Genomic DNA, 19,282 nt, shown 5'->3' on the forward strand with positions numbered 1-19,282 from the left:
GCTCCCTTCTACTGGCCATAATTATTGTCCAGCCCGGCATGCCGAGCCCATGACGTTGACAACGGCCTGCTGCACGTCCTCATGGCGCATGAACGTTTCCCCGATGAGAACGCCTTTGGCGCCGCAGCCCGCCAAAAATGAAATATCCTCTGGCGTTTGAATGCCGCTCTCACTTATAAGCGTAATATCCGCAGGTACCTGCTTCGCCAAGTCAGCGGTCACCTGAAGTGTCGTCTCAAAGGTCTTCAAATTACGGTTGTTGATCCCGATCAGCTTAGCCGTATTTAGACTGAGTACGCGCTCGAGCTCAGTACGGTCATGGACTTCCACCAAGGAATCCAGGCCAAGCGAAGACGCTGCCTGCAAATAATCCCGAAGCTGGACATCGTCTAAAATGGCCGCGATCAGCAGTACCGCATCCGCCCCAAGCAGCCTGGCTTCAAAAATCTGCCGCTCATCAATAATAAAATCTTTGCGCAGCAGCGGCAGCTTGACGGCCTCGCGGATCGCCTGCAAATAATCACCGCTCCCTTGGAAGTATGTCTCGTCCGTAAGTACGGAAATGCAGTCTGCTCCGGCCGCCTCATAGCTGCGGGCAATTTCTACCGGATGAAAATCCGCACGAATCAGCCCTTTGGATGGAGAGGCCTTTTTCACTTCGGCGATCAAGCCCATCTCCCTGTTGCGTCCTTCCGCCAATGCCCGGTGAAAGCCTCGGGTCGGACCCATGTCCGCAATAAGCCGCTCCGCTTCGTTTATTGAAAAATGCGCCGCGAGCGCGGCGACCTCCTGCCGTTTCGTTTCCACAATTTTATCAAGATACATAGCTCAGTGCCTCCGTCGTTTTAATAAGCTCCTCCAGTTTACCATACGCTTTGCCCGAATCAATCGATTCCGCTGCGATGGCAACGCCTTCGCGAATGCTGTCTGCAAGGCCGGACACATAAATGCACGCTCCGGCATTGGCCAGCACGACATCCCGGTATGCGCCCTTCTCCCCCTGCAGCACACGGCGGATGATAGCTGCATTGACAGCCGGATCCCCGCCCATCATTTCGCTGAGCGGGTATGTTCCCAGGCCTAGATCGCTCGGATGCACATCATAAGTCGTTACGTTTCCGTTTCTTAATTCCGAGATGCGTGTCGCGGAAGAAATGCTGATTTCATCCAGGCCTTCATGGCTCGTCACGACAAGCGCACGCTTCAGCCCAAGCTCCCTTAATACTTCAGCGACAGTCTCCGTCTTCTCCCGATCATAAATGCCCAGCACCTGGCGGTCCGCTCCCGCCGGATTCGTCAGCGGGCCAAGCATATTGAATATAGTGCGTACCCCCAATTCCTTGCGCGGGGCAGCCGCATATTTCATCGACGGGTGATACAGCTGGGCGAAGAGGAAGCAGATGCCGATATCGTCAAGGCAATGCTTGGCCTGATCCGCGCTAAGATGAATGTTAACCCCAAGCGCCTCCAGCACATCCGCGCTCCCGGCACGGCCCGAAGCCGATCGGTTACCGTGTTTGGCAACGCGGACGGACACCGACGAAGCCACAATGGCTGAAGTCGTCGAGATGTTGAATTTGTGTATTCCCGAACCGCCGGTACCGCACGTATCCAACAGCTGCTTCGTTTCCGTTTGCAGCCGGTTGGCGTGGCTGCGCATCACTTCGGCAAACCCGGCGATCTCGTCAACCGTCTCTCCTTTAATCCGAAGAGCCATCAGAAGCCCTCCGATCTGGGCATGCGTCATTTCGCCGTTCATCAGCATTTCCATGACCTCGCGGGCTTCCTCCCGCTTCAAATTCTGACCTTGTATCAAACGGTTAAGCACCGATTGCAGCATTTCCTGTCCGCTCATAGTCCCTTCCTCCTCATCCTATATTTAAGGGGTATATTCATACAAATAATCCTGGTTAATGACCGCTTCGTCGCCCGATTCTGTCGGGAACATTGCTTCTGCTGTCCGAATCGCCTTCAGCAGGGCCTTCGCTTTGTTCATCGATTCCTGATATTCATTCTCCGGCAGCGAATCCCAGACAACCCCGCCCCCGGCCTGCACATAAGCTTTGCCATTCTTGAACACAATCGTCCGAATGGTAATGCAGGAGTCCATATTGCCGGAAAAACCGAGGTACCCGATCGCTCCGGCATAGGTGCCCCGGGCTTCCCTTTCCAATTCGGCGATGATCTCCATCGCCCGCAGCTTCGGAGCCCCTGACACCGTTCCTGCCGGTAGGCAGGAGATAAAGGCATCGAAGAAATCCTTGTCGCTCCGCAGCTTGCCTGACACCTTGGATACCATGTGCATGACATGGGAATAGCGCTCGATGTCCATGTAATTTTCGCATTTTACAGTACCGAATTCGGATACGCGCCCGAGATCGTTACGACCAAGATCTACGAGCATCACATGCTCGGCACGCTCCTTCTCGTCCTGCAGCAAATCCGCCTCCAGGGCCGCGTCTTCCTCTGGTGTCGCTCCCCTTGGCCGCGTTCCAGCGATAGGCCGCGTCTCCACTCGGTCGCCCTCAACCTTTACCAGTGCCTCCGGGGAAGTGCCGACGATAATCTCATCACCCATTTTCAAATAATACATATATGGAGACGGATTCATCGTACGCAGCACCCGGTAAACGTGAAGCGGATCGACCGCCGTCTCGATGTGAAAGCGCTGGGACAGCACTACTTGGAAAATATCCCCGGCACGGATATATTCTTTGCCTCTCACCACCATATCGAGGTACTGCTGCTTGGTCATATTCGACTGGATTTCTCCCAGCTCGACGTCCCCGGGAACCGGTCTGTGGTTCAAGCGTTCGCCCGGCCCTTCATCCAGCAGTAAATCCGCCATTTCATCCAGCGCCTGCTGCGCCTGCCCATAGGTGCGGCGAATATCTTCGTCGCTATCGCCCTCCTGGACATGGACATTGGCTACGAGCAATATGTGCTGTTTGACGTGATCGAATACGATCACCCGGTCGCAGAACATAAATTGAATATCCTGCATATTCATATCGTCAACTTGATGGGCCGGGAGCTTCTCGTAATATTGCAGCAGATCGTATCCAAAAAATCCGATTGCCCCGCCCGTAAACGGCGGCAGTTCCGGCAGCTTCGGGCTGCGGTATTTTCGCAGGATCGCCTTCAGCTCTTCCAGCGGCTTACCGGGCAGCTCTGACTGTTCGCCTGCTCGCTCAATGACCACCTTGCCCTTCTTCGCCTTGACCATCATGAAAGGATCAGTTCCGATGAAGGAATATCTGGCCCATTGAATTCCTCCCTCTACACTTTCCAGCAAAAATGCCTGCTCCCGCTGGGCAACCCGGCGAAAAATACGGATCGGCGTCTCCATGTCAGCCAGCAGTGGACGTACTATGGGGATTAAATTGTATTGCTTAGCCAGTTTGATTACCTCTTCTACATGCGTGGTTATCATGTCCTTCACTTCCTTTTCCTCAACATTATGGCGCTTCAATGCGATGCTTCGAGCTTTGCTGTTCAAATAAAAAAACCTCTACCGAAGTAGAGGTTTGAATAGACTCGCAAGTATTATACTGCTACGCAAATACCCGAAGAAATATAAGAAATAAAGAGTCATCGAAGGAAGTTCCATATCTTAGCTAACGACAAACCAGGGACGTCCCCCAGCGTCTATCATTATCTGATATTCGATTTCACGACTCCATGTTTCTATATCTGCACTCAAGGTACTGCTACTCAGCTCAACTCTGCTCATCTAAAGCTCTACTCAGCTCAAAACACACGATCAAAACTAAATTCTGTTATTAATAATACATGATTCCATGTTCCATGGCAACCACCCGGCGCAATTTATCCTAGGAGCCGGATGCCGCGAGATCTGGACGCAGGCTCTTCGCTTCATTCAAGTACACATGTTTCATTTCGCGCTGGCTCTTGTTCGTATTCACTTGGATCAACAAGCGGATGCACATCGGCAAGCTGCCTTTGACCGGAATTTCCGTCGAGCACATAAGGGGCACGAGCTCCCATCCCTTTAGCACACGGATGGCCCGTGCAGGAAATGTAGCATCCAAATCTGCCGTCACTGTTATCCATACGCTGCAAATGTCCTCTGGCTCGATTTCGTTACGAGCGACGATTTCTTTCAGGAGCACAGCCGTTTCCTGTAAAATTTCCGCCTCCTCATTACGGGTAACTGTTGTGGCTCCCCGAATCCCCCGATTATACATGCTGCCCTTCCCCTTTCAATTGTTTGATGACTTGTCGCACTTCATCCAACGTCATGTCGGATACAATTTCAACCTCTCCAATTCGGACAGGTAAGATGAAGACGATTTGGTTTTCTTTGAATTTCTTATCATGGAGCATCGCGGAAATGATCTCCTCATCATTCAAATGCCCGGGAATCGTCGTCGGCAAGCCGAACTTGGCGAGCAGGGCCGTCGTCTCCTCGTAAATGGAACGATCCCTGCCCCTGTTGACAGCAAGCTGGGCAGCCGCGGCCATGCCTATCGATATCGCCTCGCCATGCAGAAACTCGCCGTAACCGCCGATAGCCTCCAGCGCATGACCAATCGTATGACCCAGGTTTAGGATCGCACGCAAACCTTGCTCCGTCTCATCGGATGACACGACCTTGGCTTTAACAGAACATCCCTCCGTCAGCCCGTAAGTGAGCGCTTCGCGGTCCAGCGCGAGCAGCCGATCGGCGTTATCCCGGCACCAGTAAGCAAATTGTTCATCCCAGATCAAACCATGCTTGATCATTTCGGATAGGCCTGAGCGAACGTCCCGTTCTGGCAAGCTCTGCAGTGTGTCTACATCATAAAGCACCATGGCCGGCTGATGGAATGCGCCGATCATATTCTTGGCCAGACGGTGATTGACAGCCACTTTGCCGCCAACGCTGCTATCATGGGCCAGAATCGTTGTTGGCATCTGCACGAAATGCACCCCGCGCATAAAGGAAGCTGCTACAAAACCGGCCAAATCCCCGACGACTCCGCCGCCCAAGGCAACCACGGTCGATTTGCGGTCAAGACCTCCCTCGATCGCCGCAGTCATCACCTCTTCGAAGACGTCCAGCGATTTTGATTTCTCGCCGGCCTTCACGACCGAACTAACGGTTTGGTATCCGCTCGCTTGCAGCGAATTTACGACGGTCTGCAGGTATTTCGGAGCGATATTCTCGTCGGAGACAATCAGCACTGGACTCTTCGTCGTCAGTTGATGCTGCAGAAAATACTCTCCAGACTTGCTCAGCATGCCTTCACCAATATAAATAGGATACGAACGATCCCCTAAATCTACCGTTAACGTCCTCATTTATGATGCGTTCCCCCTTTAAAACTGCTAAACTGTAAAGAGCTAAAATCCGAACATATCTTTGCTAATTATAGTATATGTGCTTTCCTTTTGACAAGGAAGCGTTATGCCCTTCTATGCTTAAAAAGACGCACCGCCGCTGCTGCTTGAAGCAGCAACTACGGTGCGTCTGGATCGTCTCTACTACCGACTAGCTTGAGGCCGGACGATTGTTCGCCGAAGCAGCAATGATGCGCAGCGAATCCGCTGGCAAATCAAGAAGCCCGTTTAATTGGCCGCGTTCCACGCCAAGTACTTGCGCGCATTCCTGCGGCGTCAGGAACCCTCTGCGATAAGCATCGATCACTTTTCTCTTATCCATGACTAACCTCCACGACATTGGATATTTCAAGTATCGGGCAAGACTCGCATGAATATACATCAATCTTTTTTGCGGTAGAAAAAAGTTTCCGAAGCTTCCAAACCATAATTGCCCGGAGAGAATATTTGCTCCGTACTGCCCACAAAAAGGATGCCGCCTGGACGAAGCGCCTGGGCAAAGCGGTGATAAAGTCTCTGCTTCGCTTCTTCCGTGAAATAGATCATGACGTTGCGGCAAACAATCAGGTCGAAGCCTTCCTCGAAATCATCGAGCAGCAAATTCTGCTTCTTGAAAGTAACCGCCTTCTTCAGCTTGGGCTCGATGCGGTACATCACGCCCTCGGGGGTGAAATACCGCCCAGCCACATCGGGCGGCACATCCTTCAGCGACCGTTCCAGATAAAGTCCCTCGTTAGCCTTCCCGAGCGCGCCGTCATCAATGTCGGTTGCCAACAGGTATGTATTTTGCAGCAGGCCATAGTCGTTCAGAATCATAGCTAGCGTATACGGTTCTTCTCCGGTGGAGCAGGCCGCGCTCCATACACGCAGCCGGGACTTCCCTGCCGCCAGAGCGGGCAGTACGGTATCCCGCAGCGTCTCCCAACGATTGGGATTTCTCCAGAACTCGGACACATTGATCGTCATTTTATCTAAAAATTCATAGAATAACGGTTTATCGTTCGTCATCGCCGAGAAAAAAGACGCGAAGGTCGAATATCCATTCTTGTTTCGCAGCGTCGTTAAGCGCCGTTTCATCTGAGCCTCTTTATACTGCGCCAAATCAATCCCTGTCAGTTGTTTGACATTACGGATAAAGCCCTCATAATCCGGATCGGGTATTCCGTCTTGGCCGGAGCGAATCTGATTGGAAATCAACTCTTTCATATCCATGGATCAATGCTTCTGGAGTAGTTTAGTATTTCATGAGGCTCGAAAAAGTTGGCGATTTCCCGTTCTGCGCTCTCCAAACCGTCAGAACCATGGATAAGATTAAATGGCGTGTGGGCTGCGAAATCCCCGCGGATCGTGCCCGGCAAAGCCTCAGTCACCTGAGTTTTACCGATAACCATTCGGGACAATGCAATGACATCATCGCCCTGCCAGACCATTGCGAATACCGGACCAGACGTAATGAAGCGCACCAAGCTGTCAAAAAAGGGCTTGCCCTCATGCTCGGCATAGTGACGCTTCGCCTGCTCTTCCGTCACGTGTACGAGCTTGCCGGAAATCAGTTTCAATCCTTTGTCTTCAAACCGGCTAACGATTCTTCCTACCAAACCACGCTGAACCCCATCTGGCTTAACCATCAAAAATGTCCGTTCCATGGTTTACCTCCCCTAATGTTGTCACATTGAATACTACGATGATATAGTGCATTCTTTTAAGCTACGACTACAGCGTATTTTACCAGAAATCAGGGAATAAGGGTACCATAAAAATCACGCTCCTAAAGAAGGTGCATCCTCCTAATAGGAACGTTTATTGATGAATAAAGCAATCTCCTTCAAATGGGTTCTAGCCTTGCTCTCCGGAAGCTGATCAAGCGCCGCCAGCGCCTTATCGGTAAAAGTCTCCGCCAGCCGCTCGGCCTGCGCAATACCTGAGCCCGATTTGATAATATTGATCGCCTCCGAGATATGCTCGCTTCCATCCGCGCTGCGTATCCCTTCGATGGCCTGAAGCAGCGGCCTGCTAAGCTCCGGGTCTTGGAGCGTATAAATAACCGGCAGGGTAATATTGCCCTGACGCATGTCACTGCCTGGCGGCTTGCCGATGCTCTTCTCCGTACCGCATAAATCAAGCAGATCATCGCGAATCTGGAAAGCCATGCCGATATTATAGCCGTAGCGGTACAGAAGCGAACTCGCCCTCGCATCGGCTCCCGAAGCCACTGCGCCAAGCTGACAGCTGATCGCAATCAACAGGGCGGTTTTGCGCCGGATACGCAGCAGGTAATGGCGAACCGACTGTCCGGTATTGAAGAAATCGCGAATTTGCTCCATTTCCCCGATCGACATTTGCACCATCGCTTTGGACAAAATCTGGTGCACCTCAGGGTCAGACAGCTGGGTAGCCAGCATCAAAGCTTTGGCATAAATGTAATCGCCCGTATACATTGCGATTTTATTGTCCCACTTCGCCTTGACCGTCGGCTTGCCCCGCCGTGTTCCCGCGTCGTCGATCACATCGTCGTGTACGAGCGATGCCGAGTGGATCAGCTCGAGCGGTACGGCGACATACTGCAGCCGCTCCAGATCGTACGTGCCAAACTTGCCGCCCAGCAGCACGAAGATCGGGCGCAGCCGTTTGCCTCCTGCCTTCAGGAGATGGAGCGAGGTTTCGTTCAGCAACTCCTCATCGCCCTCGACGCTCCGGTACAACTGCCGTTCGATGAAGTCCATGTCTTTCTTCAATGTACCGAAAATATCCATTAGTTTCATTCTTTCACCCGTATCAACGTATTATCGCTCCATATGTTCAAGCTTACCTCGTGCTCTAGAAGGCCGAGCTCGCGAGCATAAGCGAAATACAAAGCTAATCCAGCCTGCTGTTCTTCGTTAAAATCATAACATAAATTGTTAAAATAATGCCGCCAGTACTGGGGCGTCCCGCCGATTTCCCGGCACGCCTGATCCATGAGGGGACTTAAATCGCTCAGGCTGCGGCACTTGCTTTCTTCGAAAGCAGAACATACGCGCGAGAGAAATACTGGATGCTCCTCCGCAAAAGACTTCTGCACGGCCCACACCGCAAAGGTCATTCCGTACCCCGTCCATCTTTTCCAGACTTCCCCTAAATCCGTCACGATATAATTATGATCCCGCCAAGACGCTTCAATCGCGTGGTCACCGATCAGCAGAGCCGCATCGCTGCTCTCCATCATCACGTCCAGATTCGGCTCGCTGTCCCAGTAGGTCGGCTTGCCGCCGTAGGCTTTCTCCATAATAATCTTCAGCAGATTAACTGAGGTCGCAGACGTATTGGTCAAAGCAATGACGCCATTACGGATCTCCTGCGGGGGTTTCCTGGAGAATAAAAGAATAGAGTTCACGGGGCCGTCCGAGCTAACAGACAGTCCCGGAAGCAGCCAGAACCGTTCCCAGCCCAGCCCGAAGGCAAACGAGGATACCGGCGCGATATCAAGCGATCCGCTTAGCATGCCCCGGTTCAGCAGCGAAGGCACCTCCGTTACGAGACGAGGGCTGCCGGGCAGCATATTGATATCGAAATAATGAAATACAGGCCAGACGTTGCTGTACTTAATCCGTCCAATCAAGACGTCGTCATTGTTCCTGTTCTTCAAGTTGCTCCCCCCATCTGGTAAACAGATTATGTTCAATTCTCAAGCTGTCTAGTACTTTACCAACCAAGAAAGAGACCAGGTCATCGATATTCTGCGGGCCGAAATAAAATGCTGGCATGGCCGGAACGATCCGGACTCCAAGCTTGGCCAGCTTCAGCATGTTCTCCAGATGAATCGCATGCAGCGGCGTTTCACGCGGAACTAGAATGAGCGGCCGTCCTTCTTTCAGCATCACGTCCGCCGCACGGGTCAGCAAATTATCCGACGCACCGTGGGCGATTCCGGAGAGAGTCCCCATCGAACACGGCATGACGACCATGCCGTCTACCAAATAAGAACCACTAGCGATCGTTGCGCCGATATCGGCGATCGGATGATAAATGTACTGCCCCGAGAAACCCGCAAAGTGCTCTTGCAGGACCGCTTCACGGTTCGATGTATTCCAGCCGAGCTCCTCTTTGATGACCCGCCAGCCTGCATTCGTAATGACAAGATGCACATCAAATCCCAGCTGCAGCAGGGACTGTACCAATTTCACGCCATAAATCGAGCCGCTGGCACCCGTTATGCCGACGACCATCCCTTTCCGTCTCTCAGTGCTGCTGCCCATCAATAGTGCCGCACCACCAAATCAATCAAGGTGAACGAGAATACCACGATGCTGAGGACGCCGTTCATCAGGAAGAAGGATGTCTGCAACCGGCTGAGATCGCCTGGCGAAACGATGTAGTGCTCGTAGAATAAAATCAAATAGGCGATAATCATTCCGGCGATGTACCACCAGCCAAGATCGCTGAGCAGCAGCAGAGCAATAAAGCCTACAGCGGTGATGATATGAAACGCCTGGGCAATCTTCAGTGAAGCCGCCACCCCGAATCGCACCGGGATAGAATGGAGTCCCTCCGTCTTGTCAAACTCGACGTCCTGACAAGAATAGACGATATCGAAGCCTGCCACCCAAAACGTTACGGTAGCAAACAGGATCATAGCGGTCAAATCCACCTTGCCTGTCACAGCAACCCAGCCGCCAAGCGGAGCCAGCGCGATCGTCAAGCCCAGCACGACATGGCAGAGCCAGGTAAATCGCTTCGTATAGGAGTACAGCACCAGCATGACGACGGCAATCGGCAGCAGCTTCATAGCCAGCGGATCCAGCTTGGCTGCAGCCCAGAACAATAGGGCAAACGACACGATAATAAAAATGACGACTTCCCCGATCTTGAGGAGCCCGGCAGGAATCGCCCGATTCGCCGTTCGGGGGTTCTTCTTGTCGCTTACCCGGTCGATGAGCCGGTTAAGCCCCATCGCAGCACTTCTTGCACCGAACATCGCCAGCAGCACCCAGCCGATCTGCCCCCATGACGGAAATGTCTGTTGAATCATCACGGAGCCGAGCAATGAGCCCATAAAGGCAAATGGAAGGGCAAAAACGGTATGTTCAAATTTAATCATCTGTAAAAAAATAATAGCTTTTCTAAACATGAGGCGTCTCCTTTGTTCCGATATGTAAGGCGGCGACTCCACCCGTTAAAGGATACGCTTCGACCTTTTGCAGGCCGATTTCACGGAAAATCTGAGCCAGCTCGTCCCTTCCTGGAAAAGCGACAAGCGAATTAGGCAGCCATTTGTACTGCTCATAGCGTTTGGCGAACAGCTTGCCAAGCAGCGGCATCACCCTCTGGAAATAAAAATAATAAATTCCCTTAAACGGCTGCCAGGTCGGCTTGGACATTTCCAGGCAGACAACCATGCCTCCGGGCTTGACTACCCGCTGCATTTCGCGAAGCACCTGATGCAGGTCGGGCACGTTGCGCAAGCCAAAGCCGATCGTGGCATATTGAAAGGTATTATCCTCAAAAGGAAGATTCATCGCATTGCCCTGCACAAGCGAAATGCGATCGCTCAGCCCGCGTTCATTCACCTTGCGGCGGCCGAACTGCAGCATATTCTCGCTGAAATCCAGGCCAGTTATTTGTCCCCCGCTGGCCTCGGCCATGCTGATGGTCCAATCGCAGGTACCGCAGCAAAGATCGATTGCCGTATCCCCCGGCGACATGTTCATCTTTGCCATCGTAAACTTGCGCCATGCTTTATGCCGCCTGAAGCTGATAATATCGTTCATGATATCGTATTTGGGAGCTATATTCTCAAATACCGCATGGACAAACTGCTCCTTTGGTTCAGATGTAGAATTACTCATACTCGTCTCTCACCTTACCCTTCCTGCATTGCACGCCGCTGCGTTGATAGTGCGGTACGAAACGGTTCGACAATCGCAGCCAGCTCGGACTGCTCCTTGTCCCCCTTTAGTTCCTGAACGAGCGCTTGAACCCGCTCTACGGATTGATGCAGCTTGTGAACGAGCTGCTCGTTCACGTCATATTTGGCCAGAAGCGAAGACCACTCCCGCCGGTCGACCTTGCGCCGCGAAATGGCTTCCTTGTCCTCGGCCGTACCCGTTTCCATAATCCGCAAATAAGCAAAGCCTCGGCGTTCCTCCGGCAGCATGCTGCTGGCCTTCATTTCAGCAAGCACGACCTCGCAGCGGCTAAGCTCAGCCAGCAGCAATCTCCACAGATTTTGCAGCGGCTTGTCCATCAGATGGGAGAACGATTGGAACAAGCCCATCTTGATTTGTGTGCACTCCTTCAAATATTCCTCCGTCGGCAGAAGCTTCTTCAGCTTGTTGTAGAGCCCAACCTTCAGCCGGTTGACTTCGCAAATCGCCGTGCTCATGGAAGACACCTGTTCGATTTGTCCCGCCTTCGCGAGCAGCTCATAGAACAAGCTGCTGAAATAATCGCCCGCCAGTACCTTAAGCTGGCGGGATCGCATGCTCCGCTCCTCCTTGCAGGTCGAGTCGACATCGATCATGTCATGCGTGTCGAGCCCGAGCTGAACGAGAAATGCCGCCAGTGCGGAGGTCTCATGCGCCCGAATTTTGCTGCTGTCACGGATGTTTAGAAACATATAAAGCAAACGAACACGGGCAACCGGATATTCCGGAAGCGCCGTGTGGTTGGTAATCATGTCGTATCCGACATATTTATGTGCCATTTCAGTTATGCGATAAGGTTTCATCCTCTGCCTCCGAGCCGCTAATACTGACAATCTCTTCTGAATGATGGTTAATTCAAAGAGATGTCACAATCCTGTCTATTATAGCATATGTTATTTCGCCGCGCACAAGATACGGCGCTTATTTCGCAATAAAATATAAGTCTTCGCAGGCCTGCGGGTTACTTGCGGATCATCGTCTTCCACAGACTTGTTTCCGTAACCCTGAACCAGCGTTTCAGCTCATGGCTTAATTCCCGGTTGCCCCGGGTCCGTAACTCCTCAAGGGCATCCTTGGGCCACTCCCCCCGGCGCACATCCGCAGCCAGCAGCAAGTATTTATTTCCGAGCCACCTGTCCTCCGCGATGAACCGCACCAGCAGACGATGCACGTTGCTCGTATCTGCAAAGGCGCGATCAATGGCTTGAGCAAGTCCTTGGTATAGTCTGTCCGGTTGTTCGGCGCCTTCCGTAATCCTGAAATCAAGCGACAACACACTTCCGCTCAACTCGACCTTAGCAACGGGGACAAGCAGCTCCCAGGCGATCAGCTCATCGACTAGGTTATCATGATTCAGCTCCACAGGCTGCTCATGCTTGTCGAGCAGAGCAGCATTGGCCGGGACGCCCTTGCCTGCCTCCCCGCTGAGCCAAGAAACGGCTGCCAACAAGACGGCACAGCCCATCGAAATCAGCAGCGCCTGTACAATAATGGTGGTATGCTTCATGAGGCATTCTCCCTTGGTTTTTGACCTGGTTATATTCTGCCCTATTTGGTCTATACCCCATTGTACAATTAAAAAAAGCAGGCTATGCCTGCAAAATCAAAATCATTCTTCCGTATCGATTCTGCCGTGCTTGGTCATAACGACAGCTTTACCTCTAATTTTCACCGCCGACGTATGGTCGGTAAATTGGGCGATGAGCACCTCGCCCTTGTCCAGCTTCTCCGTATGATGGAAGCGCGTGTCCTTGCCACGGGTAAGCCCGATGACCTGCACGCCCTGCTCCTTCGCCTTCACGACGAAATAATCGCCGTTATTTACGTTTCGCTCTTCCCCGCTGCCGGCACTCTGATTGTGCTGATCCATCCTGTGCGATTCCTCCCATCGGATAAATACACTGAAGAACTACATCCATCCGTCCCTTAAAAGAAAAGGCCGTGAACAAGCGCCCACGGACTTTTTACCAGAGAAGATATGTAGAAATCTTTATTTAATTCCGTCTTTGAGCGCTTTACCTGGTTTGAATGCAGGAATTTTGCTCGCAGGGATTTCGATTTCCTCTCCTGTTTGCGGGTTGCGTCCTTTACGGGCGGAACGTTCGCGAACTTCAAAGTTGCCAAAACCAACCAGTTGTACTTTGTCGCCGTTTTGCAGCGCCGTGGAAATCGCCTCAAATACAGCGTCAACCGCTTTAGCTGCGTCTTTCTTGGAAAGCTCCGTGCTCTCGGCTACTTGGTTCACCAAATCGGATTTATTCATCAAAACTCACCTCCCCGTTCAAAAATACATCACTCTGATATTCTGTGTTTCCGTTTTACCGCAGAATATACGTTATTCTACATTATTACTGGATATTTGCCCAGCAAAAGTTCATTTGGCCGCAGCCGTCAAAGGCGCGGAACAAACTTATAGTAATACAGCCCATCTAGAATTTCAAGTTTTTTAAGTCCTAGACCGGTTCAAAACATAAAATGTGATCGACAAAGCAAGCACTAGTACCGAGCCCTTCACGATGTCATGCGCGAAATATTGGACGTTCATCATGGTCAGTCCGTTAACGAGTACGCCGATGAGCACCGAGCCAATAAAAGTACCGATAATGTTCGGTTTGCCCGCACCGAAGACGGAAAAACCGACAAAAGTGGCGGCAACTGCCTCCATCAGCAGAGGAGCCCCGGCGTCGATTTGTCCCGAACCAACCCGCGAAGCGAAGAGCAGTCCGCCAATGGCCGCAAATACGCCGGACGCCATGTAGGCGAACATCCGCACTTTTTTCACCTTGATCCCCGACAGTCTTGCCGCTTCCTCGTTGCCCCCGGTGATATAGATTTGCCGGCCATATTTGGTCCGGGTCAGAAACAGATGAACGACGATCACGAAAAAGATTAGCAGAATGACGCTGATCGGAATTCCGAGGAATTCCCCCTGTCCCAGCAGCAGGAAGGTTTTATCCATTTTGCCCGCCGCTTTGCTTCCGTCCGGGAACTGCATATTGTTGTAAATCGTATACCCTTGAGCGTACGTTTTCTGGATTCCCGCGACGATATACATCATGGCCAAGGTCGCCAGCAAATCTGGAATTCTCATTTTGATGATTAGAAAAGCATTCAAGAGACCGATCAAAGCCCCGATTAATAGCGGAAAAATAATCACTACATACAGGGGCATCTGATACCAGATCATCAGCGAAGCCGAAACGACTGTAGTTAGCGAAACCGTTGATCCTACGGATAAATCAAAGCCATCTACGGCCAGCGACAGCGTAACGCCAATCGCTACAAAGGTCACGATTGCGATCGAATTCAGAATGTCGCTTAAATTGCTGTAAGTGAAAAAGTAAGGCAGTCTGATCGAGAAAAAGGCGATCACCGCCAATACGACCGTTATCGTTCCATACCGGAACGTGACATTCATCAATCTGTCTTTCACAATTCTTCCTCCCGTCCACCGCTTGCAAAGTACATAATCTTCTCCAGGGTCGCCTCGCTGCGCGGCAGTACAGCCGCAATTCTGCCGTCATACAGTACGGCAATCACGTCCCCGATCCCCAGCCCTTCATCAAGTTCGCTCGTCAAATACAGCACGCCTTTCCCCGCAGCCGCCAATTGTCCAATAATACGAAAAATATCGCTCTTCGCCCCGATGTCGACCCCTTTGGTTGGCTCATCGAACAGAATAATATCCGCTTCTTTCTCCAGCCATTTGCCGATAGCCACCTTCTGCTGGTTTCCTCCGCTCAAATATTTCACGGGCAGCTTGGACGAAGCGGTCTTTATGCCCAGCGAGGAAATTGTGCGCTCAGCTAGGCTCCGCTCCCGGTTTCCGGAAATAAAGCTGAAACGGCTGATCCGATTGAGCAGGGGCAGGCTGATATTGCGCTCCACAGACTCCTCCATGACAATTCCCTGCTTGCGCCGCTCTTCGGGTACGCTGACGATACCCGCGGCAATGGCATCCGCCGGCTGCTTGAACAGCATTCTGCGGCCTCCCATGCAAATCTCCCCGCCGTCCGGACGGTCCGCCCCGGCAAGCATCCGGGCGATTTCCGTCTTGCCGGCGCCAACCAGGCCGACGACGGCCACGATTTGCCCGCTGCGCACCGTTAGATCGACGCCTTTGACCTTGCGGCCCTGACGCAGCCCGTTAACGTTTAGAACGATGTCGCCAATCTCGGCAGGAACTTTGGGAAACTCCTCCGCAAAGCTCTTCCCCAGTATTTGCGCGACCAGCTCCTCCATGCTCAAAGCGCCGACCGGTCCGGAATGCACCTTTGTTCCGTCCCGCATCACCGTGACATAATCAGCATGCTCCATCACCTCGGGCAAACGGTGAGTTATAAAGACGCATGCCGTCCCCCGATGTTTGAGCTCGCTTAATATGCGAAAAAAAGTATCCGCCTCCGACCCGCTAAGCGGAGCTGTAGGCTCGTCGAAAATGATGACCTTCGCATCCTGCCTGACGATCCGTGCGAGCAGTACCATCTGCTTCTCAGCAATAGTTAAATCGGCGACCTTTCTCTTGACAGGAATATCTACTTGAAGCGATGTCAGTATTTGCTCCGCCTCTTGCGCCTGGCGCCTAGGATTGATCCACGCCTCGCCGTCCGAGGCTCCAATCGCATCCAGCATAACGTTCTCCGCGACCGTAAGTTGGGGAACGAGACTGGCGTCTACCTCCTGATAGACGCAATGAATGCCGAGCCGCTTCGCATCTGCAGGCGATTTATGCTTGACGGTCCCTCCGTCCAGCAGCATTGTCCCTTCATCGGATTCGTAGGCCCCTGCCAAAATTTTCATCAACGTGCTCTTGCCTGCCCCGTTCGCACCGAGCAGCGCATGCACCTCCCCGCCTCTTAAGCCAAAATCGACGCCGCGGAGAGCCGGAATGCCAGCGAACGACTTTGTAATTCCTTTCATCTGCAGCACATACTGTTCTTTCGTTCTCTTTATTGCCGATGTCGCCAATTAGCAGCACTCCCTTATTCAAAAAAGCGCGCCCTCCGGCGCGCCTTTCGCATTTTACAGCCCTAGCTCCTACTCTACGCCATACTCTTTCATCCACTCTTGAATTCCTTGCTTGGAGCCGCCCCAGCCCTCAACATACTCGGACAGGTCATCCGTGGATACCTGCTGATCAGGCAGGGCATCCCGCGCGACGAGCACCGCCTTCAGAACGACGTTATCCTCCGTTTCATCGCCGTGCAGCTTCTGGTAAGCGTATCTGACCTGTACCCGGCCGATATCTTTCGGGTCCACCGCGGCGGAAGCGACCCACGGGCTCTCCGGGTCCTGAATAATCTGCAAGTCCTCGTCGCTTAAATCGATGCCGTATACTTTGATTTCATCCCGGCCCGCAAGCTGAATCGCTCTGGCCGCACCTTTGGCGAACTCATCCCAAGCAGCCCATACTGCTGTAATTTCGCCCTTTGGATATCTTTTTAGAACGGCTTCCATCTGGGTTTGCGAGTCGAGCGCCGGATTGGACGCCGTTCCGAAGCTGGCGATTTCCTTCATTTCCGGGTTGTCCGCCAAAAACTTCTGGTATTCAATATCACGGCGTTCCATAGGTGCGAATCCGGCCACCCAAACCTTGACGATATTGCCCTTGCCGCCCGAGTCCTGCTTCAGCTGCTCCAGCGACAATGCAGCCATGCTCTGATCGTCCTGGGACAATACGGTTACGCCAGGTACTTCTACCGTCGCATCAAATACAACTACGGCGATTCCTTTCTCTACCGCTTTCTTGATGCCAGGCTCCAAAAACTCGGCTGCGCCGTGATCTGTCAAAATAATATCAAAATTTTGATTCACTGCAGATTCGAGCAGCGAGGACATTTTCGCCTTATCATTTTCCGCGACGAACGTAGTAAGCTCCCCGCCGAATTTCTTCACTTCTTCCGTTACGCCCTGAACATATTGCTGCGAGAACGTACCCGTATTGAATTCCATGACCAGCGCTACCTTCTTGCCCGCAAGCTCCTTGCCGCTCACATCTATCGCCCCGCTGCCCTGCTCTGCCGCTGGCTGAGATTCCGCCCCCGAAGCCGGTGCTGGCTCCTTCTTGATGCCGCACGCACTGACGACGAGAACGAGCAGTAGAATTAGCGCCGTCGTCCATGTTTTTTGCCCAAACGTGATTTTTTTCATGGTTTCTCCCCCTCTAGGTATGTATCTTTAAAAATCTTTATACATTAATATATATCTTAATTCCAAGTATGTAAATCGGTTTTTACTATTTAAACAAAATAAAAAACCGCACACGCTGTAACAGCTTCGTGCACGGTTGGGATAGAAAGGTTATGCTTCTATAAAATGATAGCGATCAGTCCGCCAGAGCCTTCATTGATGATGCGGCCTAGCGTCTCCTGAAGCTTGTAGCGGGCGTTGTCTGGCATCATGGCGATCTTGCCCTGGATGCCTTCCCGGACGATGGAGTGCAAGGAACGGCCAAAAATATCAGATTCCCATATTTTAATCGGGTCATTCTCGAAGTCCTGCATCAGATAGCGTACCAGCTCTTCACTTTGCTTCTCCGTTCCGATGATCGGCGCGAATTCGGATTCGACGTCGACCCGAATCATATGAATCGATGGCGCAGTTGCTTTCAGGCGCACCCCGAACCTGGATCCTTGGCGGATAAGCTCCGGTTCATCCAGCGCCATTTCGGCCAGAGATGGAGCAGCGATGCCGTACCCAGTCGTCTTGACCATTTCCAGCGCTTCCGCAAAGCGGTCATATTCCTTCTTGGCATGCGTGAACTCCTGCATCAGCTGCAGCAGATGATCCTTGCCCCTGATTTCAACGCCAACGACTTCCATCAGGATTCGATCATACAGATCGTCCGGCGCGTACAAATCGATTTCCGCTACGCCCTGGCCCATATTCAGGCCGCTGAGTCCGGCACGGTCGATAAATTCATATTCGAGAAAGTTGCTGACGACCCGGTCAACGTCGCGCAGACGGCGGATGTCCTTGACCGTATCGCGGACAGAGTTTTCGTAATTGCTGCGCAGCCAGTGGTTCTCGTTCAGCACCATCACCCAGCTCGGCAAATTCACATTGACCTCGTGCACAGGGAATTCGTACAGCACTTCCCGAAGCACTCCGGTAACGTCCTCTTCGGTCATTGTCGCTGCGCTTAATGCAATGACCGGAATATCATACTTCTCGGCAAGCTCACCGCGGAGCTGCTGCGTTTCCTCGCTAAGCGGGCGCGTGGAATTGATCACGAGGACGAACGGTTTGCCGACCTCCTTCAATTCAGCGATGACGCGCTCTTCGGATTCTACATAAGAGTAGCGCGGAATGTCGGCGATCGTACCGTCTGTCGTCACTACGACACCAAGCGTGGAATGCTCTTGGATGACCTTGCGCGTCCCGATCTCCGCCGCTTCCTGGAACGGAATCGGCTCTTCGAACCACGGCGTAGAAATCATGCGCGGCCCATTTTCATCCTCATAGCCTTTTGCCCCTTCGACGGCGTAGCCGACGCAATCCACAAGCCTGACGTTGACTTCCAGCCCTTCTGCCACTTTGATTTGCACGGCATTATTTGGCACGAATTTGGGCTCTGTCGTCATGATCGTCTTGCCGGCTGCGCTTTGCGGAAGTTCATCCACTGCACGGATCCGATCGGCTTCGCTGGAAATGTTCGGCAGAACGACCGTTTCCATGAAGCGTTTAATAAAGGTCGATTTTCCGGTTCGGACGGCTCCAACCACACCGAGATAAATATCTCCCCCGGTGCGTTCGGCAATGTCCTTGTAAATGTCCACTTTCTCCAATACCAATGATATCCCCTCCTCAAAATTCGCCGAAGGAAAAATGCTTTGAGAGCATCCGCTTCGTTATTTGCAACAACTCGTACATTCGTTTGGACTAGTATCATCATATGTAGCAAATGCACTATTATGACGGATTATACCGTCCGCGCCTACTTTTTTTTGCTATACCGCCGCGCCGGGCGGCACCAATGTTTCCGCCATATAACATTGTATGATCGGTGCCCGCTTCCTATGACATGCGAAAAAAGC

At 52.3% G+C, this 19,282-nt stretch carries 21 protein-coding genes; all 21 read right to left on the bottom strand.

What is annotated here, in order from left to right:
- Positions 1-21: 21 nt before the first annotated feature.
- A complete protein-coding gene (trpC, locus tag GNP95_RS06740; protein WP_155610118.1) occupies positions 22-825 on the bottom strand; it encodes an indole-3-glycerol phosphate synthase TrpC in 804 nt (267 codons plus the stop codon).
- Complete coding sequence (gene trpD / locus GNP95_RS06745; RefSeq protein WP_155610119.1) at positions 815-1,855, bottom strand: anthranilate phosphoribosyltransferase; 1,041 nt, start codon at positions 1,853-1,855, stop codon at positions 815-817. The genes trpC and trpD overlap by 11 nt, the downstream gene beginning before the upstream one ends.
- 24 nt (positions 1,856-1,879) lie before the next feature.
- Complete coding sequence (gene trpE / locus GNP95_RS06750; RefSeq protein ID WP_155610802.1) at positions 1,880-3,433, bottom strand: anthranilate synthase component I; 1,554 nt, start codon at positions 3,431-3,433, stop codon at positions 1,880-1,882.
- 400 nt (positions 3,434-3,833) lie between these two features.
- Positions 3,834-4,208: a chorismate mutase gene (gene aroH / locus GNP95_RS06755; protein WP_155610120.1), complete on the bottom strand. Its 375-nt coding sequence runs from the start codon at positions 4,206-4,208 to the stop codon at positions 3,834-3,836.
- On the bottom strand, positions 4,201-5,304 hold the full coding sequence (gene aroB, locus GNP95_RS06760) for a 3-dehydroquinate synthase (RefSeq protein WP_155610121.1): 1,104 nt from the start codon (positions 5,302-5,304) through the stop codon (positions 4,201-4,203). The genes aroH and aroB overlap by 8 nt, the downstream gene beginning before the upstream one ends.
- 190 nt (positions 5,305-5,494) lie before the next feature.
- Positions 5,495-5,665, bottom strand: a complete 171-nt coding sequence (locus GNP95_RS25700) for a hypothetical protein (RefSeq protein WP_196427103.1) — start codon at positions 5,663-5,665, stop codon at positions 5,495-5,497.
- 59 nt (positions 5,666-5,724) lie between these two features.
- On the bottom strand, positions 5,725-6,555 hold the full coding sequence (locus GNP95_RS06765; RefSeq protein WP_155610122.1) for a CheR family methyltransferase: 831 nt from the start codon (positions 6,553-6,555) through the stop codon (positions 5,725-5,727).
- Positions 6,546-6,989: a nucleoside-diphosphate kinase gene (gene ndk / locus GNP95_RS06770; RefSeq protein ID WP_155610123.1), complete on the bottom strand. Its 444-nt coding sequence runs from the start codon at positions 6,987-6,989 to the stop codon at positions 6,546-6,548. The genes GNP95_RS06765 and ndk overlap by 10 nt, the downstream gene beginning before the upstream one ends.
- Positions 6,990-7,130: 141 nt before the next feature.
- On the bottom strand, positions 7,131-8,105 hold the full coding sequence (locus GNP95_RS06775; protein WP_155610124.1) for a polyprenyl synthetase family protein: 975 nt from the start codon (positions 8,103-8,105) through the stop codon (positions 7,131-7,133).
- The gene (locus GNP95_RS06780) at positions 8,102-8,968 is read right to left on the bottom strand and encodes a menaquinone biosynthetic enzyme MqnA/MqnD family protein (protein ID WP_155610125.1); all 867 of its coding nucleotides are present in this window, start codon (positions 8,966-8,968) and stop codon (positions 8,102-8,104) included. The genes GNP95_RS06775 and GNP95_RS06780 overlap by 4 nt, the downstream gene beginning before the upstream one ends.
- The gene (locus tag GNP95_RS06785) at positions 8,949-9,578 is read right to left on the bottom strand and encodes a UbiX family flavin prenyltransferase (protein WP_155610126.1); all 630 of its coding nucleotides are present in this window, start codon (positions 9,576-9,578) and stop codon (positions 8,949-8,951) included. The genes GNP95_RS06780 and GNP95_RS06785 overlap by 20 nt, the downstream gene beginning before the upstream one ends.
- Complete coding sequence (locus tag GNP95_RS06790) at positions 9,578-10,450, bottom strand: UbiA-like polyprenyltransferase (RefSeq protein WP_155610127.1); 873 nt, start codon at positions 10,448-10,450, stop codon at positions 9,578-9,580. Before GNP95_RS06790 ends, GNP95_RS06785 begins: the two co-directional genes overlap by 1 nt.
- Positions 10,443-11,168, bottom strand: coding sequence for a demethylmenaquinone methyltransferase (locus GNP95_RS06795; RefSeq protein ID WP_155610128.1), 726 nt, complete (start codon positions 11,166-11,168; stop codon positions 10,443-10,445). The genes GNP95_RS06790 and GNP95_RS06795 overlap by 8 nt, the downstream gene beginning before the upstream one ends.
- 14 nt (positions 11,169-11,182) lie before the next feature.
- Positions 11,183-12,025, bottom strand: a complete 843-nt coding sequence (locus tag GNP95_RS06800) for a heptaprenyl diphosphate synthase component 1 (protein ID WP_230873721.1) — start codon at positions 12,023-12,025, stop codon at positions 11,183-11,185.
- A 182-nt stretch (positions 12,026-12,207) separates the two neighbouring features.
- A complete protein-coding gene (locus GNP95_RS06805) occupies positions 12,208-12,753 on the bottom strand; it encodes a hypothetical protein (RefSeq protein WP_155610130.1) in 546 nt (181 codons plus the stop codon).
- Between the two features lie 102 nt (positions 12,754-12,855).
- Positions 12,856-13,116 carry a trp RNA-binding attenuation protein MtrB gene (gene mtrB, locus GNP95_RS06810; RefSeq protein WP_155610131.1) on the bottom strand — a complete coding sequence of 87 codons (261 nt, stop codon included), beginning with the start codon at positions 13,114-13,116 and terminating at the stop codon, positions 12,856-12,858.
- A gap of 120 nt (positions 13,117-13,236) precedes the next feature.
- Positions 13,237-13,509 (bottom strand): HU family DNA-binding protein, encoded by a 273-nt coding sequence (locus GNP95_RS06815; RefSeq protein ID WP_055107762.1) that lies wholly within the window; start codon positions 13,507-13,509, stop codon positions 13,237-13,239.
- Between the two features lie 183 nt (positions 13,510-13,692).
- Positions 13,693-14,664 carry an ABC transporter permease gene (locus GNP95_RS06820; protein ID WP_155610803.1) on the bottom strand — a complete coding sequence of 324 codons (972 nt, stop codon included), beginning with the start codon at positions 14,662-14,664 and terminating at the stop codon, positions 13,693-13,695.
- Positions 14,665-14,675: 11 nt separating this feature from the next.
- Positions 14,676-16,166: a sugar ABC transporter ATP-binding protein gene (locus tag GNP95_RS06825; protein WP_155610804.1), complete on the bottom strand. Its 1,491-nt coding sequence runs from the start codon at positions 16,164-16,166 to the stop codon at positions 14,676-14,678.
- 117 nt (positions 16,167-16,283) lie between these two features.
- On the bottom strand, positions 16,284-17,396 hold the full coding sequence (locus tag GNP95_RS06830) for a sugar ABC transporter substrate-binding protein (RefSeq protein WP_155610132.1): 1,113 nt from the start codon (positions 17,394-17,396) through the stop codon (positions 16,284-16,286).
- Between the two features lie 158 nt (positions 17,397-17,554).
- Positions 17,555-19,033 carry a stage IV sporulation protein A gene (gene spoIVA, locus GNP95_RS06835; RefSeq protein WP_155610805.1) on the bottom strand — a complete coding sequence of 493 codons (1,479 nt, stop codon included), beginning with the start codon at positions 19,031-19,033 and terminating at the stop codon, positions 17,555-17,557.
- Between the last annotated feature and the right edge of the window lie 249 nt (positions 19,034-19,282).

Origin of the sequence: Paenibacillus woosongensis (assembly GCF_009725165.1) — a bacterium.
Taxonomy (GTDB): domain Bacteria; phylum Bacillota; class Bacilli; order Paenibacillales; family Paenibacillaceae; genus Fontibacillus; species Fontibacillus woosongensis.

Coding starts and splice junctions, on each gene's coding strand:
- trpC (WP_155610118.1), bottom strand. CDS start 825: ATGTATCTTGATAAAATTGTGGAAACGAAACGGCAGGAGGTCGCCGCG.
- trpD (WP_155610119.1), bottom strand. CDS start 1,855: ATGAGCGGACAGGAAATGCTGCAATCGGTGCTTAACCGTTTGATACAA.
- trpE (WP_155610802.1), bottom strand. CDS start 3,433: ATGATAACCACGCATGTAGAAGAGGTAATCAAACTGGCTAAGCAATAC.
- aroH (WP_155610120.1), bottom strand. CDS start 4,208: ATGTATAATCGGGGGATTCGGGGAGCCACAACAGTTACCCGTAATGAG.
- aroB (WP_155610121.1), bottom strand. CDS start 5,304: ATGAGGACGTTAACGGTAGATTTAGGGGATCGTTCGTATCCTATTTAT.
- GNP95_RS25700 (WP_196427103.1), bottom strand. CDS start 5,665: ATGGATAAGAGAAAAGTGATCGATGCTTATCGCAGAGGGTTCCTGACG.
- GNP95_RS06765 (WP_155610122.1), bottom strand. CDS start 6,555: ATGGATATGAAAGAGTTGATTTCCAATCAGATTCGCTCCGGCCAAGAC.
- ndk (WP_155610123.1), bottom strand. CDS start 6,989: ATGGAACGGACATTTTTGATGGTTAAGCCAGATGGGGTTCAGCGTGGT.
- GNP95_RS06775 (WP_155610124.1), bottom strand. CDS start 8,105: ATGAAACTAATGGATATTTTCGGTACATTGAAGAAAGACATGGACTTC.
- GNP95_RS06785 (WP_155610126.1), bottom strand. CDS start 9,578: ATGGGCAGCAGCACTGAGAGACGGAAAGGGATGGTCGTCGGCATAACG.
- GNP95_RS06790 (WP_155610127.1), bottom strand. CDS start 10,450: ATGTTTAGAAAAGCTATTATTTTTTTACAGATGATTAAATTTGAACAT.
- GNP95_RS06795 (WP_155610128.1), bottom strand. CDS start 11,168: ATGAGTAATTCTACATCTGAACCAAAGGAGCAGTTTGTCCATGCGGTA.
- GNP95_RS06800 (WP_230873721.1), bottom strand. CDS start 12,025: ATGGCACATAAATATGTCGGATACGACATGATTACCAACCACACGGCG.
- GNP95_RS06805 (WP_155610130.1), bottom strand. CDS start 12,753: ATGAAGCATACCACCATTATTGTACAGGCGCTGCTGATTTCGATGGGC.
- mtrB (WP_155610131.1), bottom strand. CDS start 13,116: ATGGATCAGCACAATCAGAGTGCCGGCAGCGGGGAAGAGCGAAACGTA.
- GNP95_RS06815 (WP_055107762.1), bottom strand. CDS start 13,509: ATGAATAAATCCGATTTGGTGAACCAAGTAGCCGAGAGCACGGAGCTT.
- GNP95_RS06820 (WP_155610803.1), bottom strand. CDS start 14,664: ATGAATGTCACGTTCCGGTATGGAACGATAACGGTCGTATTGGCGGTG.
- GNP95_RS06825 (WP_155610804.1), bottom strand. CDS start 16,166: ATGAAAGGAATTACAAAGTCGTTCGCTGGCATTCCGGCTCTCCGCGGC.
- GNP95_RS06830 (WP_155610132.1), bottom strand. CDS start 17,396: ATGAAAAAAATCACGTTTGGGCAAAAAACATGGACGACGGCGCTAATT.